The sequence below is a fragment of the Vibrio sp. Vb1018 genome, assembly GCF_033338775.1.
GTDB lineage: Bacteria > Pseudomonadota > Gammaproteobacteria > Enterobacterales > Vibrionaceae > Vibrio > Vibrio alginolyticus.
This window is the reverse complement of the sequence record NZ_JAWOTI010000009.1, coordinates 127,315-152,807: the sequence shown is the minus strand read 5'-3', so window position 1 is coordinate 152,807 and position 25,493 is coordinate 127,315. Positions and strand designations below refer to the sequence as shown.

Sequence of the window (25,493 nt, the reverse complement as noted above, 5' to 3'; positions counted from 1 at the left end):
CGGGCAAGGATGGAGCAAAAGGTAAATATAGGCAATTAAGACAGCCCATAATAAAACCTACTATATGCCTACCGACACCTGTCGATTTCACTGTGAAATTCAACATCACGGCCTGGCGTCTATTTCATGATGAAATTGGACGCCACAACCGTTGTCGATTTACACGATGAAATTGAGCAGCGCATCAGACTATAGCAATGCCACCTCAGTTTTATGAGGGATACCAACAATGCCAAAATTGACATCCCAATGCCTTGAACGGCAAAAACGGTTTGTCACTGCAAATCACCACCCACTGAGTTTCCACATCCATGACGATGACACATTGTTCGCCATATCCGACGAGTCGTTCAGGACAGTATGTCTTTTGCTCCATCGCGAGGCTCATGGCCTGAGTCAAGCGAAGGTGTTGTAGCCACAAGTCTCCCTGATTAACCGGATATTCTCGGCAGCAACATGACGCCGACGCGAGCCAAAACTTAATTAGCGGCAGATCAGGATAGCGCTGGTGTAACTCAAGATCACAATAACAATGGCTCTGAGAGCTATAACATGCGGTTACGTGGTCATTAAGCGCGTGAAACAAAGCGGTATCGTTTCGGTATTGCTGCCAGCTGCGCTGAGCATAAAGCGACAGGCTGTCTTGTAAAAGCGCCGAGGGATGCAAATCAAAGGGTTCCTCGGACAGCCACCAAAGCCGCTGCACATCCAGAGATAACCCGCCTAATGCCATGATGATCAGTGTATTGTCGTGAGCGTTTTGAGAATCAAGCAAGCTATGGAGCTTATCCCATTGCGCTTCAAATGAGAGGCCATCATTCATAGAAAACCCTCCTTCTTCATCAATTCATTAAACGCACTGCCATCGCTTCTTGACGCATTGGCGACATAGGGCGCATACACTTTGAATAATAAGCGGGTATCGCTGTGCCCAAGCATGTGAGAGATATAAAGCGGGTTTTCGTGTGCGGCGATATGAAGCACGGCGGCGGTATGTCTGGTTTCATAGGGACGTCTGCGTCTAAGCCCGGCTTTTTCGAGGGTCGGGTACCAAATCTTCTTACTGATAAAGTGGGTGTCGAGCGGTTTTCCTTGTTGCGTGAACACAAAGGGGGAGTCATCCGTTTTTTGCGCTTTTAGACGGGTGAATACCTCCAATAGGGTGTCACACATTTTAAGCTCTCGGCGTGATTTCGGGGTTTTGACTTCGCCCAGTTCGCCATTAACCAGGTTCTGACGAACACGAATGAGGCGGTGGTCAAAGTCGATGTGCTCCCAGTGCAGGCCATGAATTTCACAGCTGCGGATCCCAGTCCAAAAACGGACAATAAAATAGTCGCGCCATTCTACAGGTACTGTCACCAGAAAATGCTGAACCTCCTGTAGGGTCATCGGGTGAGAATCGGCTTTTTCTTCTTTGAGCGTTTTATAGCGGCGAAGCGGGTAGGTAAATTGATGCTCATCTGCGGCGAGGCCTAAAATGGAGACCAGCGGCCAGAAGATGCCGTTGATACGTTTATTTGAGAGCTTGCGATTGCCCTTGTCGTCCTGTTGGTTGATTAAGGTTTCTCGAAAGAATTCCACATTGGCTAACGTCACTTCATTTATGAGCGTATTACCAAAAGCGGGAATAAGATAACGGTCTAGGGTGTTGCGCACTGTATTTTGATAGCTGCTTTTCCATTTGCCTTTTTGGCGGTCAAACCATTGATTGGCAAAATCATCGAAAAACGGATAGAGACGGTCAGGGTGTTTTTTTCGTTGCAGCGTTTCAAAGAGGGGCACTTTTTTGCTGTCGGGGAAATAGTCGCGGTACTGGAAGGTGTTGAGGTCAATCTCAGCATTCATCTGCTTGAGAGTCGCTTTGGCTTGACTGAGGTTTTTCGGTGTCGCCATCAGCTTCGTGCCTTCACGAAAGCGGCGACCATACAAATGAAGATCGAATTGAATACGCCCGTTGGGGCGAATACGAATGTGCGCCATGGTGGCCTCCATCAGTGTGGGATCCATAAATAGATCTGTCCCTGACCGATGGAATTCGTTAGAATTGTGCCATCGGCTGGGTCGGGTTTAAGGTCCTCGCAGCCGGTACGGGGTAGGGAGGTTGCCGCCTTCCTATCCCAACTGCTTGTCTGATTTTCAAAAAGTGCGTTTTTAGCCACTATTGGTGAAAATCTCATCAATTACCATATCAGGTACTGGTTATTTGTCCAGTTCTTTTTTTGCGGCAAATGTTAAATGTCGTCATAGCCAACCATGTCAATCTGAGCCGTTTCATCATCCACTTTGCCTTCGAGCTGCGCCTCGAGTTTGTTTTTGGCGTCTAGGGCCAGTGAGAGCTTATCGGGCGCTGGGGCGACATCGTCGACGTACGCGTAAGGGTGCTCGCCTTTCACATCATTATAAAAGCCAAGTTTATACACGCCTTCGCTCGCATTTTTGAGTAGCGCAAGTTTGATCTGCTTAGCCGACGTGATGTCCGTTATCCGCACTTTCGCCAGCTCACTTAAATTGATGCGATGCACCATGTCGTGTTTGTGTTTGATGTCTTTGACATTGAGAAAGGCATTTTCGCCGGTCTCCAGCGTCAGGCCGGCGAGCATCACACGATCTCGACTCACCAGAAGCAGCGCTTCATTGGCTTGTTTCACTAAAGCCATGGCGCGGTAGCTATCGATTTCTTCTTTAAATCGGTGGATGTCGACCACGAGACGAAACTCGGTGTGATACGCGACCTCTTGCTTTTTTTGATACTCGCGTAACGACTTAAGTGAACTGCTGAAGCAGCGCTGACCATCGGAGAAGAGGGCACACTCGTCATCGGTATAGATCTGGATCTCGTCAGAGTCCGTGGTTTCGCACAGGTGTCTTAGTGTATCCACGCTTTCTTTGTTGAGCAGTAAGTTACAATTTGGCACAAATTCCTCGGGCAGCGCATACGAGTGGATGTTGCCACCGCGTTCAATACGAATGCTGGATTTTCCCTTTTCTAGCTCATACGCATCAAATGGACGATAAGTGTCAGCGACATCAAGCGTATTTAATATCTCACGGGTGGGCTCACGATGACCGCTGGACTCTTGAATTGGCTTAAAAAAGGTATCGTGATGACGCGCAAAAAAGGCAAGGTGCGTGTCTAACGCGTCAATCGACTGAATATACAGCCGCGATTTTCGTTCGGTCAGGGTGTCTATTTGGGGCAGGGTGCGATATTGATCGTAGTTTAACTGTATCGTAATGGTCTGCTTTTGCGCTCGTAGCGGACTTTGCAATGCCCAGTATTCTTTAAAGCTGCTGGCATTGAGGCTCCATTGGCCAGGTTTGAGTTTCCAGTCGCGCTCTATCGGCAGCGTGATGTATTGAAGCGCTTCGAGAAGGCCACCGATCACATAGGCATGAGTTTTATCAATAATAAACGTGAGCAGAGCCGTAGAGTCGCTTTTGGCTATGGGAGCAAGGAGATGCTGGAGATTATCATGGTGCTTTGGGTCGATAGATAAACTAGGCATAGACGGCATCCTTTTGTTTGTTATGCGTGAGGTGATCGAAATAGGTTTGCAGTGAGTCTTGTAAGTCCTGCGCTGGCACACGTGTGTGGACCGTAATAACCAGACGAGTATCGCCGGCCGGCACGATGAGGCGTTTAACGCGATCGCGTGGGCGCGCAAACTCAGCGTTGAGCTTGTCTAGCTTCGGGCTGCGTGCTTTTTGTTTGCGATTTTGATACAGCGTGAGTTCGGCGTTGCAGCGCTGAAGTGGTCCGTGATGGAACAAGGCCAGGTAGGCCTTGCGCGTTTTGTCATTGCAGCGACAGTCAAAGGACAGCGTCAAATACGCTTGACCATCTGGCGCTTTTGTCGCGCCTACCGTGGCGCGGCCCAGAGCGCGAAGCTGCGTTCTGGCTTTTCGGTCAAGTCGAAACACGTCACCTCGCGCCATCGCGAGCCATTGTTCACTGAGCGTGAGGAACGCGACCGGTTGTCCTGGACGTAACGAGAGCGAACGCTTGGTGAAGGGTGAAAACGGGGCAAGGGCGTGGGATTGCGCATCAAGTGTGCTGAGCCACGCTTTGATCAGCGTATTCTCATCCCAGCGCGGTGGCTTAGGTAACGCCGCGCTGCGATAAGTGGTGATGTCCTGGCTAAGGGCTTTGGCCTGGCGCGTCGTCGAGTCACAAACCAGCGTAATGAGCTGCGCGTCACGCAGCGAGAGCGAACACCGCTTTTTTTGCTCATTGGTCATCAGCGCGTAATTGGGCTCGAGCGCATTCAATACGCGCGAGATATCGTTAGAACCCGGTGACATGCCGAGCAGATAGCGAAGTTCATCACGGTGATACACTCGCCTGTGGGGATAAATGAGCAGCCCCACCTTGACCATGTCATGCAGGTAGTGCTTTCGAGTCGTGCTGTAGTAACTATGACCGATTTCATCACCAATAACGTCCAGTAAAATGCCATCATTGACGTCATCGAAGGCGCGTCCCTCCAGCCAAAAATCGAAGCGGGCCTGGCATGCCTGTGGGGTGAGCAGGCTCAGCGTGGTGGGTTCAAGAATGCCTTGAAGGTGCTCACCGCTTCGTTGGTAGGCAAGATGCAGCCCTTGCAGGTAGAGAAGCTCGGCGCCGCTGTGCCTTAAATGATGAAAACGGATCTGTGGGCCAAAGTGCGCTTTAAGCCGCTGGCTGACAGGGTAAAGGTAATAGTGATCTCTCTGCGCGAAGCTTTCCCCCGCATAACCGAGCAGCGGCGTGTCGGGAGGGCACTGCGCTTTGAGCTTAATGACGGCGCGTATCAGTTTGGCACAGACCTCAGGTAGGTAGGCGTGCGTGATGCGCGTTTTATTGCCTTTGGGTGCCCCTTCCTTGGTTCGAGTGATGATGAGCTCAAAGCGCTGTTTGTCATGCTCATGATAACTGATGTCACCAAGGCGAAGTCTTAGCATTTCTCCCCGTCGCAGCATCGCATAGTAACCCAGTAAAACGGCAGTGGCGGAAAACAGGCCATCAAGAGCGCCGCTTTGATCGTCACGGAGCAGCGCCATAGCCACGTCGTGCACCTCTTGGGCACTGAGGCGAAAAGGGTCGACTTGGCTTGGCAGTGTCGGGCGCTCAAATTGCGACAGATCAAGGTGGTCGGTGAGCTCAATGTGTGTCATGAAACGCAAAAAATTGAAAAGATGCCAAGGGGTCGTCTTGTCCGTTATCCGTTCAAACTGATCACGAGCCCAGCGTGGCAGGGCTTCAGGATCGCAGGCGTCTTTGAGTGACAAAGGCGAAAGCTGCGAATAAAAATTGGTATAACGGTCGATGGTGTCGGCCCCAAGCGTCTTTTTGATGACGCCGCCTTCACGATGCAGTGAGTCCGCAAAATGATAAAAAAACCATGGTAGGACATTGTCACTGCCCAGTGTGGGCGGCAATCGGTTTTTCTTGCTTTGCGGCTTTAAGGAACGAATAAGCGTTTTGTGTGGCCATGAACGGGAAGCGGAAGCGGGGGAGCTGGCTTTGCCCTCTGAAGGCGTTGATAGGAGGGGAACCCGCGCGCTGGGCGACAGCGTTGAGGACTTCGTGGACGCACGTGCCTGCCTTTGATGCGCACACTCAAGTGTCGCGACGTGACGCTCAGGATCGCTAAAATCACGCAAAAGAGGCACGGGAAGGGCGTGATGGTGATACCAGATGGCCTGAAAGAGTTTATGCCAGTCTTGGTCTGATCTTGGCGGCATGCAATAGGGCACGCCTTCGCACCAGGCATTGAGTGCACGCGTGAGTCTTGTCGTCGTAAGGTGTTTACAGGGAGGGTGAAGATAAAAGGATTGTAAGACTTTGTAGGCAAAGAGGCTCAGTGGATAGCGCGTAAAGCTCGGTTGCTCTTTGCTGGTAAAGTTGGCCAGTGCTTGCGTGTGTTCCACGGTGAGTGTCATGCGACCTTCAAACCATTCAATGGACTCGGGAGAGGTTAAGATGCGCTGCCAATATCGTAGGGGCAGTGGCGCCACCTCAATGTTAAGCACCAGCAAAAGCCAGCCCATTTCCTCCCAGCGCTCACGCACAAAAGAGGCTCGCTGCGCGTGATAGGCGTGCAGGAGCGAACTGGCGGCCGCGCTTTGTTTGAGAATGGAGAGCAGCCATTGCTGCTGGGTATCCTTAAAGACGGGCGTTTGTACGGCCGGTAGCTCCCACTCACAACGCTCTTTGAGATAATGCAGGGTTTGATCGAGCGCTGCCTTGAGGTGGCGCTGACGACCGGTGACAAATTGACGGATACGAGTATTGAGAGCGTTAAGCTGCGGCACGCTGAGCGCACGCGTGGGTAATTCAAACGCTTCAATCTGTTCACATACCCAGCAAAGATCCGCTTTTGCGGCGCATGGCAGCCCCAAATTATCATGGAACTCGGCAATCGCGTCAGCGCGCAGCGTGGTGTGTGACATCGTACTCCTCCATCGGCTCAGATAGGTGCAAAAAATCGGGTAGCTTATCGAGAAAGCGATGCAGCTTGCGCTGCTTGGCGGGAAACAGCACATCGCTGCCGAGCTGCTCGCCGAAATTTGCATGCCCCATGAGCCTATCGATGTCTCCGGCGGTTAACATAGGATCAAGCGAGTTCAGTGCATGCTGGGCAAAAAAATGGCGAAGCTGATAAGGATCGACACGCTCGCTCGGGTTCACGCTCTGCCACGTTGAACTCATAAACTGGCGAAGTGATTGGGCATTGAGGTGCGCAATACTCATCGCCTCGGTCACGGTAAACCAAAGGTAGGGGCTCTCTAACGCAACCCCTGTCATGTCGGCCAGCTGGCGCTGCAGGCTGAGATAGCGACGGAGGGTACGTTCAAAGGCGGGGCATAAATACAAGGTTCGATAAATGCCTTTATCGAACACCAGCGCTGAACGCCGATCAAAACACAGCGCTTTCTCAAGCGAAATCGCGTGGGTGGGCCGAGTCCCCGTGAGCGCGATCAGTAGCAGCGCCAGTTCATAAGCGCGGAAGTTGTGAAGCTCACGCAGTGAGGCGGTGGTGTGTCTTTTTTTCTCCAGTGCTCGGCCTTTGTTGGCAAGTCGGGCGAAAAATTGGCGAACGTCATTAACCAAAAGCTGTCGAGTCGATCCAATCGGCTGAGCCGGTATCGGAAGATACTCGCGCGTCGAATCAGTGATCGCGTAGCGAAAGGCAACAATCTCTCCGGGCGTGGCCAAATAGGCCGGAACCGATGACTGGGCTTTGAACAGCGGCGCATCGTTGCCGGTGACAGGCTCGGGCGCGCAAAACAGCGCCAGTAAGTCACTCGGCATGGCTTGGTGCAGACGAGAAAGATAGCGACCTTGGGCATGAAAAAGCTCATACCGAACAGCGTTGGTATTACTGCTCTGATAAGCGGGCGCGCTATGATGATGCAGCGACTTGTCCTGAAGTGCGCTGTATTTGGTGCACACAGACACGTGCGGATCGCGATGCATCATTGAGTCAATATAGTGATAAAAATGATCGCGCCGCATCATGTCGTACCCCTTTAAGGCAACGGGCGTGCGCCATTTTGTCTGAAGAAATCTCAAGAACGCGCGTTTTTCATCCTCACTCATGTGCCACGCCTGGCTGTTCGCCTTGGTGTGGGCGAGGGCACCCACGAACCAGTGATTGAGACCGTTTGGGATGGGCTGCCAGCGCCATTCGGTGCCTTGCGGTGTGCGATGGGGCATCGCGTATTCTACCCAGCTGGGCGCGGTTTTTCGTATCTTTCGCAGGCGATACGCGTCGCAATCGTCACGGCCACTGACTAAGCGAAGATCGGGGATATCTTCAATCGAGTGGCAATGAGGCAAGCGATTGATCAGCCACAGGTAGAGAAAGAGCAGCAGCGCTCTGTCCAGCGGAGAGATTTTCTCGGTATTGGTCAGGTTGGCATCAAGGTGGGGGGCAATCTGAACGGAGAATCGCTGTTTGAGACGTATAATGGCGGCCAGCAGCTTTAAGGCGTGACGTTTCGCATTCGGGGCGACCCCTCCTGCGTTTCGTTTTCGCTCCGCTTTTCTTCGTTGCTCTGAGTCTCTCATCGATCGATTGCCTCTGGTTGTCCAATACCAAGCCTGTTGCCTCCAGAGTCCAAAAGGAGAAGAAAGCGTCTCACATCGTCACGCGGTGCTTTTGGCCACTGGTATGTTTAGAGGACTGTTTAATTCTATATATGGTGTGTCATTTGTGTTTCGCGCCCAATATATTGGGTTTTATTATAGGCGTATTGGTGGGTTTTTCGTCAAGGGAGGAACGGGGAATAATAGCACGGACAATGTGCGATTGATCTCATATCTGAGCAAAAGTGGCTTCAATATTGAGAGGTTGTGGCAAAAAAGGTGGGCCTGGCGCTTTTCTTTGGTGGGGACTTTAGAATCATCGAGAGATCACCAGGAGGCCACCATTTGGGAGCTGAGATCGGTCGCCGTTGCACGTGATGAGAGTCAGCGAGGAGGGGAAGTGGTATGAGTAATAGTGGAAATAGGGGCCTGCCTACGTTGAATGGTGTGAACGACATCTTGTGAGCATTGCCTATATGGGTGTGGGCATCGTAACCGTTGTGACTCTTGTCTTTATGGTTTATTTCAACAAGGAAGAAAATATTTTTTTGCTAAGTCGATGCCGATGATTTTATGCATGAGTCATGGTCTTCTCCTTTTGCTGCAGGACCTGAACACTCCAAGCATGGCTTATGACCATGTGAAGTGGTAGGGGGAGACCATCTCATCACTTAACGCGTCTATGTGTCAGGAAGAAATGGAGGTCAATATGCCGGTAGATCTTAATGACTTGGAAATGGCAATGGAGTTTGTTTCTGGGGATTTGAGTTTTGGTGCTGAGGCGTATTTGAATACGCAGTCTGGGCAAATTCACTACATTGGTGATGGCGTAGATGAGGTTGTACCTGACGATATCGAGGACTCAGATCATTACCTTTGTATTCCGAGTAAGTGTGATTTAGGTTTAGGTCGAAGAACCGTTCTAGAATTTGTTTCCCGAGAGTTGCCAAGTGAATACGATTTGATATCTGATTACTTCAGCCGAAAAGGTGCTTTTGCTAAATTTAAGCATCGTTTAGAACAAATTGGCGCAACAGAGCAGTGGTATCAGTTTCAAAGTTTAGCCACAAAACAAGCTCTGAAAGATTGGTGTGAAGAAAATTCAGTTACATATGTCGCTTAACACATCAAATGCTTTAAGACGGATTCGCAACGCTCGGCGGTTTTGGCTTGATTTGGCTTTTGTGTTTACGGTGCAAAAATTAGGGTTTGTGGTAGCGTCGCTCACCACTTAAGCGGGCTATGACACAGTTTCACTGACGTCCGGAATTACGGATAATTTTCAGTTGTTGAAACCTGCATCTTCAAGTTGAACGGGTATAGAAGTAATCCAAATATCGTATCGCTGTGTATGCTTTAAGCAAGAAAAGGTTAACGGAAATCGGTCACAACAGACGAAGTTGATAGGTTTTAAGATGAACTACTTTGCAAAGGATCCCTTCTAGGTAACGTAAACCTGGAGGGTAAATGAAAAAACTAAAGCAACAGTACCGAAGCCGAGACAAGGAGTATGGGCATTATTTGTGGGATGTGTATCCTCGTGTACGTAGTGGGACTCATAAGCACTTTTCAACCAAGCAGGAAAAGAGTTACTTTTTCCTCCATGAAATCGAGTGTCGAGGGTACCCAATAAAACTGAGAGCAGCTAGAGGAAAAGCACTAGCCGACCCTTGGGATGATTATCCAGCATGCGTATATGACGTTGCGAAGTGCTGGAAGCATAATTCAAAAAGGCGTCACCAGTACTACAGATAAACATCATCGAGCCTCGCTAATGCGGGGCTTTTTTCTGTCCGTCGGCGTGTTCATTAGAGTCTGCTAGCTCGGATTTGCCTCAAAAGTTGTTAGCCTAATATTTATGCAGTACACACTTCTCTTGCCATAATTGGCCATTTTTTCTAATGATTGGATATGGTTATTATTTAATAAGGGTGTAGTTCTATATTTGTCGTGTGAGTCGGTGGCGATTCAAGCAGTAGAACATCGGATTCAAAGCTAGCGGAATCAACATTCCAGATTGACAGCTAGTAAAATCAACAATCCTTAATGCCTGAAGACCGCTTCATGGCTTTTTGGTTACTGTAAAAAAATTTACTGTAACTTTTTTTACAGTAATCCAATTTACACTAAATACCTCATGCTCTATTCTATTGCTAATACGTGAAAGCAAAAGTAGAAAGCAATGAAAAAATTTTATAACCGTCAGAAGGAATTAAAAGCTCTACAAACTGTTTCTGAGCAGATAGTAGAAACAAAGGGGCAACTTAGCGTAATGGTTGGGAGAAGACGCGTAGGTAAAACCCGTCTTTTAAACGAAGCTTTTCACCAAGAAAATACCAAATTCCTTTACCTTTTCATAAGTCGAAAGAGTGAACGCTCCTTAGTGGCTGAATTCGCAGAAATCATCAATAGTGAGCTCGGTGTTAAGTTTTTCCAGCCCCAATCACTGCGAGATATCATTGAGTTCTTGTTGGATTATACAAAGCAAAAACCTCTGACAATCATCATTGACGAGTTTCAAGATATCGACATCGTCAACCCTGCTCTATTCTCCGATATTCAAAATTTATGGGATGCAAACAAGAGAGACTCGATGATGCACCTAGTGTGCTGTGGCTCCCTCTACAGCATGATGACGAAGATTTTCAAAGGCAAAGACGAACCTCTATTCAATCGTGATGATAGATTCTTTAAAATTCAACCTTTGCAGCCCTCTTATCTTGCCGAGGTAATGAAAGATCACGATCAATTTGATGCTGAAAACATGCTTCGATGGTGGTGCCTATCTGGCGGGATACCAAAATACCTTGAGTGGTTAACCCGATTCTCTGCTGAGAACGATGACCTATTTGAGGGGGTAATCTCCGAATTTTCACCACTAATAAAAGAAGGAACTCATCGACTCGTTGAAGAGTTTGGCTCAGAACATCGAGTTTACTTCGATATTCTTGGTGCGATATCAAAAGGCAATACAAGCCGTGCTCGAATTGAAAACTTCTTAGATATGAGTGTCGGTGTTCATCTGGAAAAGCTTGATGAAGTTTTTGATGTTATTACCAAAAAGCGCCCGATTAGTTCTAAAGAGAACTCACGAGATATTCGTTACTCCATTTCCGATCCGTTTCTAAACTTCTGGTTTCGATTCATCCATGCCAACAAAAGTGCTGTTGAGATGGAGAACTACGAATACATCCGAAGATATATTGAACGAGATTTCACCGTTTACTCTGGTCTGGAATTAGAGAGCCTGTTCGTCGCGATATTGGTTGAATCAAAGCAATTCGGAAAGATTGGTGGATACTGGGATGCAAAAGGTCACAATGAGATCGATATAGTGGCTATTAATGACTTAGATAAGAAAATACTCATTGCCGAAGTAAAGAGACAGCAAAAACGTTACAGTGAGGTCAAATTAATAGAGAAGTCCCACTGCCTTTTGAAAAAGTTAAATCTAAAAGGTTATGACGTTGAATATCGTGGATTTTCATTGGATAACTTAGTTGAAACAATGAAAGAGTATCAAGCGTAATCAACACCTATGTGCTTGCGAACTTTTTCGCTGTACTCTCGCGATGAACATAAGATCACAAAGGCATTACGATTGACGATTTCACCGACATTGTGATGTTATGAACCCCCAAAAGTGTAACTCTGCTCTTAGTAGGCTGATAAGTTACGGGGGATCTGATTCAGCCGGTTCCCCTTTTTTACTGCCAATAAAATCAATGCCTTAAGCCTAACTCATTACAAAAAAACGTAGGGAGATGTAGATTTTATTATTAAAAACAGTGAGTTAAAAGATTAATTTATAAGGCGGCATTTCACTTAACTTAAGGTTACATTCCTAGCGCGTATACATGAAGGATGTCAGCTTTTCTTTTTAATCTGTCATTATGGTAGCAAATTTTACCATAAAACTCGTTAATTTGTCATTATAGCAATAATAACATCACCGTGGCGGTGATGGTTTTTTTACGTCATTCGTTTTAATGAAGCAATGATTATTATTACCTTATATTTGCTACAATAATGGCAATAAAACCATAATTGGTGCTATAATCGATGTCATGGTAGCAACTTACGAGGCATGTATGTTATCTCTTTATACCGCTTATGATTTGCAAATGGATCTCAAAGAGTTTATCAAGTCCGCTCGGAAAAAAGATAAACTCAGTGTTCAGAAGATGGCCGATCTCTCTGGCGTGCCTTACGCCACGATCCGAAAGTTTGAGTCATCTGGCAACATCTCATTGCGTCAGTTCCTCATGCTTTATGAGACAGTCGGTGACTTGAAAAAAGTGAAAGAGCTGACAAAGTCGTCTGAGCCTGAATTTAAATCAATAGAGGATGTGCTTCGACGTGCTTAAATCAGCCCTAACCGTAAAACGAACGCTTAGCACAGGTGAAAAGGTACTTGTCGGCAAGCTCGTTGAAAATAGTAAGCAAAGCTTCTTTCAATTTGATGAGGCTTATTTAGGCGCTCACTCAACCTCTCTGGCTCCGTTCAATTTAAAGGCTGATACAAGCCTGCAAGTTGCGCCTAGAGAACCGCATTACGGCATTCATGGGGTTTTTGGAGATAGTCTCCCTGATGGTTGGGGTCTTTATCTCATGGATCGTGTATTTAGACAGAACGATCATAACCCAAAGGAAGTTACCGCCCTAGAGCGTTTGGCTTACCTAGGTGACAGATGTATGGGGGCGTTGAGTTATGAGCCTGAATTAGATTTACTTGATGAGCCTAAGGAGTCAATTGATATCATTACCCTTGGCCGAGCTGCGATTGAAGAGTTTGAAGGCACCGAGTCTGCTTTGCTCGAGCACTTGATGAATACTGGAGGATCGGGTGGTGCTAGGCCCAAGATGAACGTTACACGTTTATCGAATGGGCAATATTCAACATTAGATGACGCACTAGGAACAAAGCTTATCGTAAAGCTGACATCTGAAAAGTTTGACTTGAAGCACTCTGAATCATTAGTCGAATATTGCTACATGCAGATGGCCCGTAATGTCGGCATTGAGGTTCCTGACTTTGATTTAATTGATGCGGGTAATGGACGATTTTGGCTAGAGCAGGAACGATTTGATTGCACCGAGCAAGGCGGTCGAATCCATATGATTTCTGCGTGTGGGTTGTTAGATGCACCGTTTCGAGAGCCTTCTTTGGACTATGTGGATTTAGTTAAAGCTACGCGCATCATGTGTAGTGTCACTGAGTCTCAGAAGCTCATTAAGCGCTGCATATTTAATTACCTAACGGTTAATCAAGATGATCACAGTAAGAACTTCAGTTTCCTTGCCAGTGACGCCGATAACTGGACGCTATCGCCTTTCTACGACATTGTTTACAGCCCTAACCCTTACAAAGAGCATATGACGGCATTTGGTGGTAATGGCCGAACGCCAAAGAGCGCACTAGACCAGTTAGCTGCTCAGTCGGGGGTGTCTTCAAAGAAAGCGATTATGGTTATGGCTGAGGAAATATTTGAAACAACACGCTCGTTTAGTCATGAGGCCAAACATCTGGGCTTGTCACCTAATCTAATCAAGGAGATTGATAAGGATATGGTAGAAAAATTTAAGGCGCTGTAAGTGTAGGATAAATCAAATTCGCCATGGCTTTGTAGACGATAAGTGGATGTAAATGTCGCAGAAGCGATTGATGTGTCTGATGACGTCACTTACAACATTTTATTACACAATGCGGTTGTCTTCACTAATCCACAAGTGACGGCGACTGACAATGGTATTGTGGATGGATATACGGCGATCATTGAACCTGTAGCGCCATAACGTTTGAAGGCGATTATGAAATGGGGGGAGTGACAGACACGTCATACTGCCCGGCTTGTATCATTCAACTGTACGTAGCGTGGTACGATCCAGCCGCAGAAAATGGCGCGACTCCGGTCAATTTAGGCTTGTGGTCTGGTCAGACGCGGACAGTGGGTAGCCCAATTTCTACAAGGCAAGGCGCTCCTTCTGGGCATTTCACTTTTGAGTCTTTTGCACCGACAGAGGCGGGCATTTATTATGTGAGTGCGGGGCGCTCTCTACAACATGACTTTATTCCTACCGCTACGGGGTGGCTTGGAAATGACACAGAAACAGGCGAACTGGACTTTGCGTCCTTTATGATCACCATGACGAACGATTTTGATTCAGATGGTATTCTGAATGATCAAGACCAATGTCCCAATACGCCACTCGGCTCGGTCGTGAATGGTGATGGATGCGCGATTGAGCAATTGGTGCAATGTGATGATAAATGGAAAAATCATGGCCAATACGTGTCAACCGTGGCTCAGACCGCGAATAGTTTTGCCGCGGATGGTTTTATAACGGAACCAGAAAAGGGTGCCATTGTCGCCACAGCAGCTCAGTCAAGGTGTGGTAAAAAAAAGTAGGGTCATTCCCGTCACCGTCAAAACCCCAGCCGCCATGCTGGGGTTTTCTTGTGTTAGCGTGAGGAATGGAGGGAAGGGCAGACGGGCCGAGGTAGCAGAGGTTGGATCGCCATGATCCCGCCGTGCTGCCCTACTGGCGTAAGCCAACGCGTCAAACCAGCCAGGCGATCCCGGCAGACGGGGCGCATGAGACAAGCGAATGCATTGGGTGGCGACAAGGTAATACTGTCTCAATGTGCGCGGCGAAGGCCGGTGAGTGTCTCATGGCGGGTCGCCGATCTGGCCTGAGCGCCGCGCGAAGTGGCAGCCCAGTGATGACGGGGCTTCTGGCCCAATAGGCGGCACTCTTTTTATTTTAATTTAAGTTCCTGTTTCTATAGATTTTAATTTGATCGAAAACGTCTCATTTTCGTGATCCTTTCGATCAACTGTCTCAGGTGATTTTTTATACCATGCTATCTTGGCGATGGTTAAGTAGGGTTAAAAAGCCTTAGGGCATCGAAGGAAAAACGGTAGTATAATGAAGAGATAGAAGTCGTATGGAGAGAAGGTTTCATGAGCAAAGACTTGTCAGCCTATGGAGTGCCACAGGTAAAAAGACCGAAAGTAAAAGCGACCAAGCAGTTAGACTTGAGTGGGATGCAGGGGCGTCAAATTGTGCGTTCTGAAGCCAAGTTAGCGCTAAGAACGCATCGTAAGACATTCACGAAATTAGCGGATATGTGATGGATATCATCTGTTTTCCATTCGAGCGAGTGATTGAAATAAATTCGTTTATTTTAGCGACTGAGCCAGGTATGCAGGGAGAGGTGGATATACCAAAGCTGCAAGGTGCATTGGGTCGAATTGACAATGCGATCGCGTATGATGGTCTGGAAGATGTCTTTGATATTGCATCAAAGTATGCGGCAAGTATTGCCATCGCTCACGCCCTACCTGATGCAAATAAACGCACGGGGCTGATGGTCGCGCTTGAATACTTATCACTTAATGAGTTTGAAATTGTCATCGACAACGCCTTACTTGCTGATGCCGTCAGAGATCTTTTGCTTGGTGTATTAACCGAAGCGGATTTCGCGGATATTTTGTATGCACAATACGCGGCGGGGCTTGAGTGTTGAGTCAGAATTGATCCTGAGGAGATCGTTGATATTGAACTTCATCGCAGGAGCAAGGCAGATATTTTTTAGTTCACTCCCAATAACGGCACAATCGGTGCCCATCGCCTCTGAGCCCAGGCCATCCCTGATCTTAGCCTGAGCACGTGCCGACCTCATCGCATCGGTGGCAAGGTGAACCCAAAATAGGGGCTGACTTTGCGTTTTGGCAAACCGAACCCAAAATAAGGCCTGACTCTGCGGTCTGACAAACTGAACCCAAAAATAGGGCGGACTTTCACTCTCTAGAGGTATTCGTCTCTACCAAATTTCACTCTTTATTAGGGTTAACGTATACATTGTTGATATTTTGCTCGTATTTTTTGCTGGCGATCTGTGGCAAAACGTCGTGTGAGAACTCTATCCTCGGAAAAGGGGGCGATACGGGAACCGGACTTTGGCGCCAATATCCCTTGAAACATCAGCGTATGGGAACTGCACATTGCGCTCACTATCGATCGACGGTACAGGAAATGCGGGCTAATTAAGTTTGTCGTGACGAAGACTGTAGCAACAACTTGTCAAGATCCCCCTCTGTTTACCCAGGATGGTAATGAATATCGTCAGGGGGACAGTAAAGCGAACAGTGGCGATAACCTAAGGCTTTGATGTGATGGACGCACCTCCCTTCTAGCACCGTTGTATCAAACTAATGGTGCAACCAGTAAGAGCAGGAGTAATCATCATGTCTATTAAAGTTGTCGGTATCGATATAGCCAAAAACCTCTTTCAAGTATGCGTGTTGAGTTCTGATGGACAAATCTTGTCAAACCGAAAGGTAAAGCGTGACAAGCTTCTTGATACAGTCCGGCAATTACCAGAGAAAACGGCTATTGCGATGGAATCATGCGCAACTTCGCATCATTGGGGCAGAATATTTCAAGAGCTTGGACATAGCGTAGCTCTTATCCCAGCTCAGCATGTAAAGCCATTTGTTGGGCGGCAAAAGAACGATGCTAATGATGCGAGAGCAATTTACGAAGCATTTTCTAGGCCTGATATTCATTTTGTTCCTGTTAAGTCTGTTGAGCAACAAGACCTCAAGGCTATACGCAGTGTCCGTAAACGCTTGGTGGAGAACAGAACTGCCTTGTCGAACCAGATCGGAACGCTCCGCAATCGGGATGAAAATATCGGGTGACATTGCTTGATTAGGTTCTGATGGTGTCAACCGAGGAGAGCCTCACATGCGAGCTATCGCTCGGTTTTAACGTCGAACTCGGGGGAAACCAGCTTAAACTCATCACGACGCAAAGAGTAGCGAAGTTGTGATGAAAGTGTCCGTTGTTGCAGTGCTTGGTTGAGGGACGAGGTATAGAACTCATAACGGTTCCGTCTCGCTTTCTTCGCTTGCTACATCGCGGTATCGGCATTTTTAATAGAGCCTCTTTGTTGCCGCCGTAGTGCGGATAGATACTGATGCCAACGCTGGCCGTGAGAAATACATCTTCATCGCAGAGGGCAAGGCTTTGGCGAAACGTTCGAACTACTTTATTTGCAACGATGTGAACGTCGTCCGTGCATTAGAACCCGTGCTGCTCCCAACAAATTGAACCTTCAAGTCTTAAGCGGTGTTACGAAAAATGAGGTATTCACATACTTATTTAGCATCCTCAATGGAGATGGAGTGAGAAGAAAGTTCGTAATTTGTGATGAGGCGCCGAATTGAAATTCTAACTGATCTAGTAAAGATAGGTTAGCATGACATCGATATCACTTGAGTTTGCTCCATATCATCTGATCTAACGCACTCAGTTCACGGTGAGCGAACATCAAAGCCGCTCTCAGCATAAAATAATGTAGCAATATGTGTATTGGAAGAGCTATGTTTACTAGGCAAATATGTCTCTTTCGAGGCTATTTGTGTGGAAGTTTTTATATCAAGCTTGGTTGCTAGCTTTGGTTAGACAGCGCATTAATTAAAATGAAACTTGATGCAAATGTAAAGTTAATGAAAAATAAGTATTTTAAACTTCAGTAGTGGCATGACCAATGATAAAAATGATAACTGTGAGGGCTGTGGCATGTTCATTGCCTTTTTATGTGGGGATAGCAAAGGCAACTGAACAATTAGAGCGCTTCCCCTCCAATCAGAGCTTTACCGGCTTGACTTTTACACCTAATGCTCAAGTGAAAGAGTATGGCAACTTTGGTGTATCTTTTGCCCAAGGGCGCCCTTGGCTTGACGAGGTGCAAGGTTTAGATTCTATCAAAGTATCTTTCGGCCTCATTGAAGGGTTAGAGGCTCACGGTAGTATCGTTACTTATGATTATAACTCGAACTGTTTTAAAACAGGCTGTGGCGGTATTCGAGATTTATCACTATCACTGAAGTATCAGGTTCCCAATTTTTGGGGGAATGAGAACTTAGATTTTGCTTTAGGTATGCAAGATGTCGGTGGTGCTGCAACTAAGCTCATGACTAATTTTGCCGTCGCTGATTATACGTTTAATGCACTTCCCTTAAGGGTTTCTGCTGGTTTCGGTCAGTCAGAAGAGCGTTTGATGGGTGTTCTAGATGGCCCTTTTGGTGGCTTTGAATACCAACCTTTTGACTTTGTTCAACTAGTAGGAGAGTACGATTCAGTAGAATTCAACTCTTCTATAAAAGTGTTTACTCCCGATAATTTACTGCCTAATGATATAACTGCCTCATTAAGCTACCAGATTTATTCTGGTCATGAATCGGATGGTTCAAGCGTTTGGAGTGCTGCACTCTCGATGCCATTGATAACGGAATACTCTCGCTCTCGCGACTACGCGAAGAATAATATGACGTTAATGGATCGTTTAGTCGTTGAGCAAAACAAAGCGCAACAAGCGTCAATTTCCTCTTTGGTTAGTGCGTTAAAAAATGAAGGCTTCGTTAATGTTCAAGTGGGCGTATCAAATGACAAAGTTGTAGTCGCTTTAGAAAACCGTCGCTACAACCATAATCAAGTTGACGGACTAGGTGTCGCTCTGGGTATTGTTTCGAGCCATTTAGGTCAAAATGCGGCGCAAGATATAGGTGCTGCATCGGATCAATTTGAACTTGTGATGCTTGCCAACCAAAAACCAGTGGTCAGCGTTTTGTCTGACGCTAACTGTTACCAAAGTTTTGTCAATGGTAGCGCAGCTTGTGATGACATTCAGTTTATCACGCGCGATTTACCGGAAAGATTAGACATGGTTGATTGGAAAACGGAGCGAGTTAATTCAGGCACTTTAGATTCGCAGATCGTGCTTTCTCCTATGGTAAGGCATGGTTTTGCAACCGAGTACGGTGTGTATGATTACTCTTTTGCTATGTCTAGCAACTTATACACCTACCTATGGTCTGGCGCGGCAATTGATGTTCGTCATATTTTACCTTTAGCAGAAAGTGACGATTTTGAAGAAGGTGGGTATTTCGAAGACAGCGCGTACGAGAACGAGATTGAGCGTGCAATGGTGCATCAGTTCTTCCGTTTACCATATGTCGATATTGCTAACCAGGTCTCTCTAGGCTTGGTTAAGTCGGATTATATCGGTGCGCGCAGCGAATCAGCTTGGTTCTCTCAATCGGGCAACCATGAGTTGGGGCTAGAGATGAGCTACTTCCAACATCAAGACGAAAAAGACAAAAATGGTTATGCGAATCCAGACCGCCAAACCTTTTTAACTCGTTATACATTCTCTATGCCGGAGTGGGATTGGCAGTTTAATGCAACTGCTGGCGAGTTTTGGAAGGGGGATGTCGGCGCAAAATTCACGACCTCACATTGGTTTGAAGATATAGAAGTATCAGCAAGTTATCAGGTGACAAAGTTTAATGATACAGACGAAGAGCAGTTTGTCACTGTGTCAGTAAAACTGCCATTAACGCCATGGCGCGATATGTCGCCGGGAGTGATACAAGTTCGTGGTAACGAGGCTTATGATTTCAACGTTACGACACGGGTTGGTAATGATGCTAACCATTTAGCGGCAGGCCAGGGTGATGAACTCGTAATGGATAATAGTATGCTTCGTCGCTACTTTAACCGAGGCCGTTATGGTCAAGAGTACTTTGAGCAGAACAAGCTGCGTATCCGCAACGCTTATTTGCGTTACTTGGGTACTCAATTGAATTAAGTTGTGTTGCTAGTTAGGCTTTGAGTTAATCACTGTACTCTACCGAGAGTGCAGGTGTTTTGATATGCTAGCGTCAGTTAAATAATAGGAAATAAAAATGAAAATTGCAGTAGCAGGCACGGGCTACGTCGGTTTGTCCAATGCCATGTTATTGTCACAAAACCATGAGGTTGTGGCGGTTGATATTATCCAAGAAAAAGTGGACTTGTTGAACGACAAGAAGTCTCCAATTGTTGATGCGGAAATCGAACATTTTCTTGCAAACAAAGAGCTCAACTTTGTCGCGACGCTAGATAAAGAGCTGGCTTACAAAGGCGCAGAGTTTGTTGTTATTGCCACACCAACGGATTATGACCCTCAAACGAACTACTTTAATACTTCTTCAGTTGAAGCAGTGATTAAAGATGTGATGGCAATTAATCCAGATGCGGTTATGGTGATTAAGTCGACTGTACCTGTGGGTTATACTGCGCGTATTAAAGAGGAGCTCGGTTGTCAGAATGTTATGTTCTCTCCAGAGTTTCTTCGTGAAGGTAAAGCTCTTTACGATAACCTACACCCGTCTCGCATTATCGTTGGTGAGCGTAGCGAACGTGCAGAGAAGTTCGCTAATCTTTTAGTTGAAGGTGCGGTAAAAGAAGACATCTCGGTTTTGTTTACTGACTCTACAGAAGCCGAAGCGGTTAAGTTGTTCTCAAACACATATCTTGCGATGCGCGTGGCTTACTTCAATGAACTGGATTCTTATGCTGAAGCACATAACCTTGATGCGCGCCAAATTATTGAAGGTGTAGGCTTAGACCCTCGTATTGGCAATCACTACAACAATCCGTCATTCGGTTATGGTGGTTACTGCTTACCAAAAGATACAAAGCAATTGTTAGCAAACTACCAAGAAGTTCCTAATAACATCATTGGTGCAATTGTTGATGCAAACCGCACTCGTAAAGATTTTATCGCAGACTCCATTATCAAACGTCAGCCAAAAGTAGTGGGCATTTACCGCTTAATTATGAAAGCTGGTTCAGATAACTTCCGCGCTTCGTCTATTCAAGGCATTATGAAGCGCATTAAAGCGAAAGGTATTGAAGTAGTGGTATATGAGCCAGTACTTAAGGAAGGTGAGTTTTTTAACTCACGTGTAATCAAAGATATGAATGAGTTTAAACAGAGTGCAGATGTGATTGTCTCTAACCGCATGGTTGAAGAGCTTGCTGATGTAGCTGATAAAGTCTACACACGAGACCTGTTTGGTAGCGACTAACTGAAACAATATTATAGTAAGCCAGTCGTATTTGACTGGCTTTTCGTTTTATTAAGGTAATTAATCTGATGAAATACTTAGTGACTGGTGCGGCTGGTTTTATTGGTAGTGCAACAGTAGAGAAATTAAATGCTGCAGGAAATGAAGTCGTTGGTATCGACAATCTAAATGATTATTACGACGTAAACTTGAAACTTGCTCGACTAGCCCGTATTGAGCATCCTATGTTCAAGTTTTTGAACGTTGATATTGCTGATCGTTCTGCGATGGAAATACTCTTCTCGACAGAGAAATTTGATCGTGTGATTCATTTGGCCGCACAAGCTGGCGTACGTTACTCTTTAGAAAACCCTCATGCTTACGCAGATTCTAACCTAGTAGGGCATTTGAATATCCTTGAAGGTTGTCGTCAAAATGATGTTAAGCACTTAGTGTATGCATCATCTAGTTCTGTATATGGCTTAAATGCCAAAGTGCCATTTGCTACATCTGATAGTGTTGATCACCCGGTGTCACTGTATGCGGTAACCAAAAAGTCTAATGAGCTAATGGCTCATAGTTATTCTCATCTATACGATATTCCGACCACCGGCCTACGTTTCTTTACCGTTTACGGTTCATGGGGACGCCCTGATATGGCTCCTTTTATTTTCACTAAAAAGATTCTTGACGGTGAAACCATTGATATTAATAACAATGGTGATATGTGGCGCGACTTTACTCATGTGGATGATATTGTTGAAGGTGTGGTTCGTATTTCGGATGTGTTGCCTGCACGTAATGATAGCTGGACCGTTGAAGCTGGTACTCCAGCAAGTAGCTCTGCGCCTTACGCCGTTTATAACATAGGCCATGGTTCACCGATTAACCTAATGGACTTTGTTAAAGCAATTGAAGATGAACTGGGTATTGAAGCTAAGAAAAACTTTCGAGAGATGCAACCTGGTGATGTTTATCAAACCTACGCGGAGACAGAAGACTTATTTTCTGCAACTGGTTACAAACCAAGAGTAACAGTAAAAGAAGGAGTTGCTGAGTTTGTCTCTTGGTATAAAGAGTTTTACAACAAATAATAAATAGCGAGCTGAGTGCTCGCTATTAGTTGAGTTAGGTTGAACAAAATGATTAAAAAATGTTTATTCCCAGCTGCGGGTTACGGTACACGTTTCCTTCCTGCAACTAAGTCGATGCCGAAAGAAATGATGCCAGTGGTGAATAAGCCATTGATTGAATACGGTGTTGAAGAAGCGATTGAAGCCGGTATGGACGGTATGTGCATCGTCACTGGTCGTGGTAAGCACTCGTTAATGGATCACTTTGATAAAAACTACGAGTTAGAGCATCAAATTAGCGGTACAAGTAAAGAAGCGCTGCTTGATGATATTCGTTCTTTGATTGATTCTGCGAGTTACACTTACATCCGTCAGCGTGAAATGAAAGGCTTAGGTCACGCTATTCTTACGGGACGTGAACTGGTCGGTGATGAACCGTTTGCTGTTGTGCTCGCGGATGACCTTTGTGTGAATGAGGACCAAGGCGTTCTAGCTCAAATGGTTGAGCTGTACAAACAGTTCCGCTGTTCAATCGTTGCGGTACAAGAAGTGCCGGAATCAGAAACGCATAAATACGGTGTGATTGCTGGCGAGATGATCAAAGATGATATCTTCCGCATTGATAACATGGTGGAAAAGCCAGAACCAGGCACTGCACCTAGCAATCTAGCGATTATTGGTCGCTATATTCTGACACCTGATATCTTTGAACTGATTGAAAATACAGAGCCAGGTAAAGGTGGTGAGATTCAAGTCACCGATGCGCTGATGCAACAAGCTCAATCTGGTTGTGTTTTGGCATACAAATTTAAAGGTCAACGCTTTGATTGCGGTAGTGTAGAAGGCTACATTGAAGCTACAAATTACTGCTACGAGAACCTTTATAAGAAAGATTCCAGTGCGGAGCTAGCGAAAAAGCCAACCGTGAAAATTGCCGAGCCAGCGTAAATCGGAACTTCCTATTAGGTACTCCGACTGTACAACACAAACAAAAAGGGATGCATGATGCATCCCTTTGTTATTTTTACTCTCAGTAAAAACGAGATTAAGCTTTTGCTTTAGCAGCTGCTTTAGCGATTGCTGCGAAGCTTTTCGCGTCTAGAGAAGCACCGCCAACTAGAGCGCCGTCGATGTCTGGTTGTGAGAAGTAAGCTTCAGCGTTTTCTGGCTTAACAGAACCGCCGTATTGGATGATTACTTGTGCTGCAACTGCTTTGTCTTTCGCTGCGATTAGTGCGCGGATAGAAGCGTGGATGCGTTGTGCGTCTTCAGCTGTTGCTGCTTTACCAGTACCGATAGCCCAGATTGGTTCGTAAGCGATGATTGCGCCGTTTAGAGCTTCAACACCGTAAGTGTCGATAACTGCGTTGATTTGACGTGCACATACAGCTTCAGTTTCGCCAGCTTCGTTTTGCGCTTCAGATTCACCGATACAGAAAACAGGTGTTAGACCGTTTTCTTTTAGGAAGTTGAATTTCTTGGCGATGAACTCGTCAGATTCGTTGTGGTATTCACGACGCTCTGAGTGACCGATGATGATGTGAGTAGCACCGAAATCTTTCAGCATTTCTGGAGACATATCGCCAGTGAACGCACCGCTGTTGTTTAGGTCAGTGTTTTGAGCACCTAGGATGATCTTGTTACCGCCTTCAGCGATTACGCGCTCTGCTAGGTCGATGTAAAGTGCTGGTGGAGCGACTGCTACGTCAACACCTTCAACGCCTTCAAGTTCAGCGTTAAGACCAGTTAGCAGCTCAGTTACCATTGCTTTGCTGCCGTTTAGTTTCCAGTTACCCATCACTACAGGACGACGCATAGGAATATCTCCCTTATCTTTAATGTAAATAGTCAATTAATGTAAAAAATCTACGTAGGAATATAACAGAATAATGTGAACAGATCATGATTGGCGTCATGTCTTGTCCGGCTTTCTTTGTTGATTCGACCAAGCATCGATCCTGTTATTTTTGTCAAAAGCAACCGATTGGTGATCGCGTAGACAGAATGATAGTTCATTCCTCGGAAATTGCTGCTGAGATTGGTATTACTACGCGCTGGAATTAATTGTTGTAGAAAGGAATCAAAATGCCAAATCTCGTTTTAGAGTATTCAAACTCGGTGGAAGAACGCGTCAATGTTCAGGGGTTGCTGGAGGATTTACATAAAACGGCGTTAGAAAGTGGCCTTTTTGAACTCGCGTCAGTGAAATCTAGAACGCTCCGGTGCCACAATTGGTTAATAGGAGAGGAGGGAGATAGCCTCGATTTTATCCATATCAACTTTGATTTGTTATCTGGTCGCTCCCAAGAACAAAAGCGAGAACTGTCACGAGCCTTGATGGCGACTCTTCAAGAGCAAGCTAGTCACGTGCACAGTTTAACGGTCAATATCCGAGACATGGATATAGATAGCTTCCAAAAGGTAGTGAACTAGGTGGTGCTGGATTGCCCGAGAATAGCGAGGGGTTATTGTTACGAATTCTCAGCCTGGCTCTGCTTGTTATATGGGCGTTGTGGGCACCCAAGCTATCGGTGTCCTTTCCAAACTATATTGACTCGGCTAATCTATAACCTTTCTATTTTGGGGTAAAATTTGATGTCGACTAAAGAGTTACTGTTTTCTTTTCAAGGACGTATAAACCGTAAAACCTACTGGATTTGGAACGTCATTTACTATGTGTCCATTCTAGGCTTTGGTGCCGGTATCAGCCAGCTGCTTCCTACTCTCTCCTATGTGCTTCTTCCTATTTTCTTGGTGGTTCTGCTGATCCCTGATTTGGCGATCACCACCAAACGTTGGCACGACCGCAACAAATCGATCTATTGGCTAGCACTGAATATTCCGCTGATTATCGGACGAATTGCCACGCCAATGACCAGCCCTGCCGCGCAAGAGCCGTCGACCCCACAGATGTTCGTCGCTTCCATTTCTCTGATTTGTGGTTTATGGATTCTAATTGAATGTGGTCTCTTAAAGGGGACATCAGGACCAAACCAATATGGCCCTGAGCCGGAGTAATCGCTTCAAGTACCGTGCGTGCTGAAAGTAGATTCTTAGTCTCGCTAAGGCTCGCTAGAATGACGCTCCTTTTTGGTTTGAAGGCTGTTAAAGTCATCATCATTCTGAACAGCGAGGAACGAGGTGATTCAGAATCTATCGTCCGGTTGAGCCGTGGTTAAGCTGAGCGGGAAAGAATAGGAGCTTGCTGTTACTAGATTCTTAGTCTCGCTAAGGCTCGCTAGAATGACGGACTCTTTTGATTTAGAGGCTGTTAAAGCCACTGTCATTCTGAACAGCGAGGAATGAGCGTGGTCCAGAATCTATCATCCGGTTGAGCAGTGGCTAAGGTGAGTGTGAAAGAGTAAGAGCTTGCTGTTACCAGATCCTTAGTCTCGCTAAGGCTCGCTAGAATGACGCACTCTTTTGATTTAGAGGCTGTTA

At 46.2% G+C, this 25,493-nt stretch carries 21 protein-coding genes and 1 pseudogene; 16 read left to right on the top strand and 6 right to left on the bottom strand.

Features of this window, described 5'->3' with window-relative positions; genetic code table 11:
- Window positions 1-211 precede the first annotated feature (211 nt).
- From R7Z10_RS11995 to R7Z10_RS11975, 5 genes are all read right to left on the bottom strand, one after another.
- Window positions 212-823, bottom strand: a complete 612-nt coding sequence (locus R7Z10_RS11995) for a hypothetical protein (protein ID WP_318104924.1) — start codon at window positions 821-823, stop codon at window positions 212-214.
- Window positions 820-1,983: a DUF3596 domain-containing protein gene (locus R7Z10_RS11990; RefSeq protein WP_318104950.1), complete on the bottom strand. Its 1,164-nt coding sequence runs from the start codon at window positions 1,981-1,983 to the stop codon at window positions 820-822. The genes R7Z10_RS11995 and R7Z10_RS11990 overlap by 4 nt, the downstream gene beginning before the upstream one ends.
- Window positions 1,984-2,234: 251 nt before the next feature.
- Window positions 2,235-3,509 (bottom strand): hypothetical protein, encoded by a 1,275-nt coding sequence (locus R7Z10_RS11985; RefSeq protein ID WP_262602481.1) that lies wholly within the window; start codon window positions 3,507-3,509, stop codon window positions 2,235-2,237.
- Window positions 3,502-6,435: a site-specific integrase gene (locus R7Z10_RS11980; RefSeq protein ID WP_318104923.1), complete on the bottom strand. Its 2,934-nt coding sequence runs from the start codon at window positions 6,433-6,435 to the stop codon at window positions 3,502-3,504. The genes R7Z10_RS11985 and R7Z10_RS11980 overlap by 8 nt, the downstream gene beginning before the upstream one ends.
- Complete coding sequence (locus R7Z10_RS11975) at window positions 6,410-8,056, bottom strand: site-specific integrase (RefSeq protein ID WP_213916536.1); 1,647 nt, start codon at window positions 8,054-8,056, stop codon at window positions 6,410-6,412. The genes R7Z10_RS11980 and R7Z10_RS11975 overlap by 26 nt, the downstream gene beginning before the upstream one ends.
- A gap of 727 nt (window positions 8,057-8,783) precedes the next feature.
- On the opposite strand from R7Z10_RS11975, the gene R7Z10_RS11970 reads away from it, so the two are divergent.
- The 14 genes and pseudogenes from R7Z10_RS11970 (at window position 8,784) to galU (ending at window position 23,000) form a co-directional block, all read left to right on the top strand.
- Window positions 8,784-9,197 carry a UPF0158 family protein gene (locus tag R7Z10_RS11970; RefSeq protein WP_005397605.1) on the top strand — a complete coding sequence of 138 codons (414 nt, stop codon included), beginning with the start codon at window positions 8,784-8,786 and terminating at the stop codon, window positions 9,195-9,197.
- A gap of 344 nt (window positions 9,198-9,541) precedes the next feature.
- Complete coding sequence (locus tag R7Z10_RS11965; RefSeq protein WP_031780640.1) at window positions 9,542-9,829, top strand: hypothetical protein; 288 nt, start codon at window positions 9,542-9,544, stop codon at window positions 9,827-9,829.
- 427 nt (window positions 9,830-10,256) lie between these two features.
- Complete coding sequence (locus R7Z10_RS11960) at window positions 10,257-11,603, top strand: ATP-binding protein (RefSeq protein ID WP_318104922.1); 1,347 nt, start codon at window positions 10,257-10,259, stop codon at window positions 11,601-11,603.
- Window positions 11,604-12,165: 562 nt separating this feature from the next.
- Window positions 12,166-12,441, top strand: a complete 276-nt coding sequence (locus R7Z10_RS11955; RefSeq protein ID WP_065274105.1) for a helix-turn-helix transcriptional regulator — start codon at window positions 12,166-12,168, stop codon at window positions 12,439-12,441.
- Window positions 12,434-13,669, top strand: coding sequence for a type II toxin-antitoxin system HipA family toxin (locus R7Z10_RS11950; protein WP_258512413.1), 1,236 nt, complete (start codon window positions 12,434-12,436; stop codon window positions 13,667-13,669). Before R7Z10_RS11955 ends, R7Z10_RS11950 begins: the two co-directional genes overlap by 8 nt.
- 42 nt (window positions 13,670-13,711) lie before the next feature.
- Window positions 13,712-13,870, top strand: coding sequence for a hypothetical protein (locus tag R7Z10_RS11945; RefSeq protein WP_213896859.1), 159 nt, complete (start codon window positions 13,712-13,714; stop codon window positions 13,868-13,870).
- Between the two features lie 29 nt (window positions 13,871-13,899).
- Window positions 13,900-14,484: a thrombospondin type 3 repeat-containing protein gene (locus R7Z10_RS11940; protein WP_318104921.1), complete on the top strand. Its 585-nt coding sequence runs from the start codon at window positions 13,900-13,902 to the stop codon at window positions 14,482-14,484.
- 555 nt (window positions 14,485-15,039) lie between these two features.
- A complete protein-coding gene (locus tag R7Z10_RS11935; RefSeq protein WP_005397970.1) occupies window positions 15,040-15,210 on the top strand; it encodes a hypothetical protein in 171 nt (56 codons plus the stop codon).
- On the top strand, window positions 15,210-15,605 hold the full coding sequence (locus tag R7Z10_RS11930) for a type II toxin-antitoxin system death-on-curing family toxin (protein ID WP_213916540.1): 396 nt from the start codon (window positions 15,210-15,212) through the stop codon (window positions 15,603-15,605). The genes R7Z10_RS11935 and R7Z10_RS11930 overlap by 1 nt, the downstream gene beginning before the upstream one ends.
- A 721-nt stretch (window positions 15,606-16,326) precedes the next feature.
- A pseudogene (locus R7Z10_RS11925) lies at window positions 16,327-16,746 on the top strand (IS110 family transposase); the annotation flags it as partial.
- A gap of 887 nt (window positions 16,747-17,633) precedes the next feature.
- Entirely contained in the window at window positions 17,634-19,736 is a 2,103-nt protein-coding gene (locus R7Z10_RS11920; protein ID WP_213896863.1) for a YjbH domain-containing protein, read from the top strand.
- 97 nt (window positions 19,737-19,833) lie between these two features.
- Entirely contained in the window at window positions 19,834-21,000 is a 1,167-nt protein-coding gene (locus R7Z10_RS11915) for a nucleotide sugar dehydrogenase (protein ID WP_213971933.1), read from the top strand.
- A gap of 68 nt (window positions 21,001-21,068) precedes the next feature.
- On the top strand, window positions 21,069-22,073 hold the full coding sequence (locus tag R7Z10_RS11910; protein ID WP_213874571.1) for an NAD-dependent epimerase: 1,005 nt from the start codon (window positions 21,069-21,071) through the stop codon (window positions 22,071-22,073).
- Window positions 22,074-22,121: 48 nt separating this feature from the next.
- Complete coding sequence (gene galU, locus R7Z10_RS11905) at window positions 22,122-23,000, top strand: UTP--glucose-1-phosphate uridylyltransferase GalU (protein WP_213874570.1); 879 nt, start codon at window positions 22,122-22,124, stop codon at window positions 22,998-23,000.
- Between the two features lie 97 nt (window positions 23,001-23,097).
- On the opposite strand, the gene tpiA is transcribed toward galU, so the two are convergent.
- Window positions 23,098-23,868 (bottom strand): triose-phosphate isomerase, encoded by a 771-nt coding sequence (gene tpiA, locus R7Z10_RS11900; RefSeq protein ID WP_213971934.1) that lies wholly within the window; start codon window positions 23,866-23,868, stop codon window positions 23,098-23,100.
- Window positions 23,869-24,137: 269 nt separating this feature from the next.
- On the opposite strand from tpiA, the gene R7Z10_RS11895 reads away from it, so the two are divergent.
- Both R7Z10_RS11895 and R7Z10_RS11890 read left to right on the top strand, forming a co-directional pair.
- Window positions 24,138-24,485 carry a 5-carboxymethyl-2-hydroxymuconate Delta-isomerase gene (locus R7Z10_RS11895; RefSeq protein ID WP_017820736.1) on the top strand — a complete coding sequence of 116 codons (348 nt, stop codon included), beginning with the start codon at window positions 24,138-24,140 and terminating at the stop codon, window positions 24,483-24,485.
- Between the two features lie 162 nt (window positions 24,486-24,647).
- Complete coding sequence (locus R7Z10_RS11890) at window positions 24,648-25,070, top strand: DUF805 domain-containing protein (protein ID WP_005379526.1); 423 nt, start codon at window positions 24,648-24,650, stop codon at window positions 25,068-25,070.
- Window positions 25,071-25,493: the final 423 nt, after the last annotated feature.

Excerpts from the sequence above, each read along its gene's own strand:
- R7Z10_RS11895 (WP_017820736.1), top strand. The coding sequence starts at position 24,138 with ATGCCAAATCTCGTTTTAGAGTATTCAAACTCGGTGGAAGAACGCGTC.
- R7Z10_RS11930 (WP_213916540.1), top strand. The coding sequence starts at position 15,210 with ATGGATATCATCTGTTTTCCATTCGAGCGAGTGATTGAAATAAATTCG.
- R7Z10_RS11990 (WP_318104950.1), bottom strand. The coding sequence starts at position 1,983 with ATGGCGCACATTCGTATTCGCCCCAACGGGCGTATTCAATTCGATCTT.
- R7Z10_RS11995 (WP_318104924.1), bottom strand. The coding sequence starts at position 823 with ATGAATGATGGCCTCTCATTTGAAGCGCAATGGGATAAGCTCCATAGC.
- tpiA (WP_213971934.1), bottom strand. The coding sequence starts at position 23,868 with ATGCGTCGTCCTGTAGTGATGGGTAACTGGAAACTAAACGGCAGCAAA.
- R7Z10_RS11960 (WP_318104922.1), top strand. The coding sequence starts at position 10,257 with ATGAAAAAATTTTATAACCGTCAGAAGGAATTAAAAGCTCTACAAACT.
- R7Z10_RS11890 (WP_005379526.1), top strand. The coding sequence starts at position 24,648 with ATGTCGACTAAAGAGTTACTGTTTTCTTTTCAAGGACGTATAAACCGT.
- R7Z10_RS11955 (WP_065274105.1), top strand. The coding sequence starts at position 12,166 with ATGTTATCTCTTTATACCGCTTATGATTTGCAAATGGATCTCAAAGAG.
- R7Z10_RS11980 (WP_318104923.1), bottom strand. The coding sequence starts at position 6,435 with ATGTCACACACCACGCTGCGCGCTGACGCGATTGCCGAGTTCCATGAT.
- galU (WP_213874570.1), top strand. The coding sequence starts at position 22,122 with ATGATTAAAAAATGTTTATTCCCAGCTGCGGGTTACGGTACACGTTTC.
- R7Z10_RS11935 (WP_005397970.1), top strand. The coding sequence starts at position 15,040 with ATGAGCAAAGACTTGTCAGCCTATGGAGTGCCACAGGTAAAAAGACCG.
- R7Z10_RS11910 (WP_213874571.1), top strand. The coding sequence starts at position 21,069 with ATGAAATACTTAGTGACTGGTGCGGCTGGTTTTATTGGTAGTGCAACA.
- R7Z10_RS11965 (WP_031780640.1), top strand. The coding sequence starts at position 9,542 with ATGAAAAAACTAAAGCAACAGTACCGAAGCCGAGACAAGGAGTATGGG.
- R7Z10_RS11920 (WP_213896863.1), top strand. The coding sequence starts at position 17,634 with ATGATAAAAATGATAACTGTGAGGGCTGTGGCATGTTCATTGCCTTTT.
- R7Z10_RS11915 (WP_213971933.1), top strand. The coding sequence starts at position 19,834 with ATGAAAATTGCAGTAGCAGGCACGGGCTACGTCGGTTTGTCCAATGCC.
- R7Z10_RS11985 (WP_262602481.1), bottom strand. The coding sequence starts at position 3,509 with ATGCCTAGTTTATCTATCGACCCAAAGCACCATGATAATCTCCAGCAT.
- R7Z10_RS11975 (WP_213916536.1), bottom strand. The coding sequence starts at position 8,056 with ATGAGAGACTCAGAGCAACGAAGAAAAGCGGAGCGAAAACGAAACGCA.
- R7Z10_RS11970 (WP_005397605.1), top strand. The coding sequence starts at position 8,784 with ATGCCGGTAGATCTTAATGACTTGGAAATGGCAATGGAGTTTGTTTCT.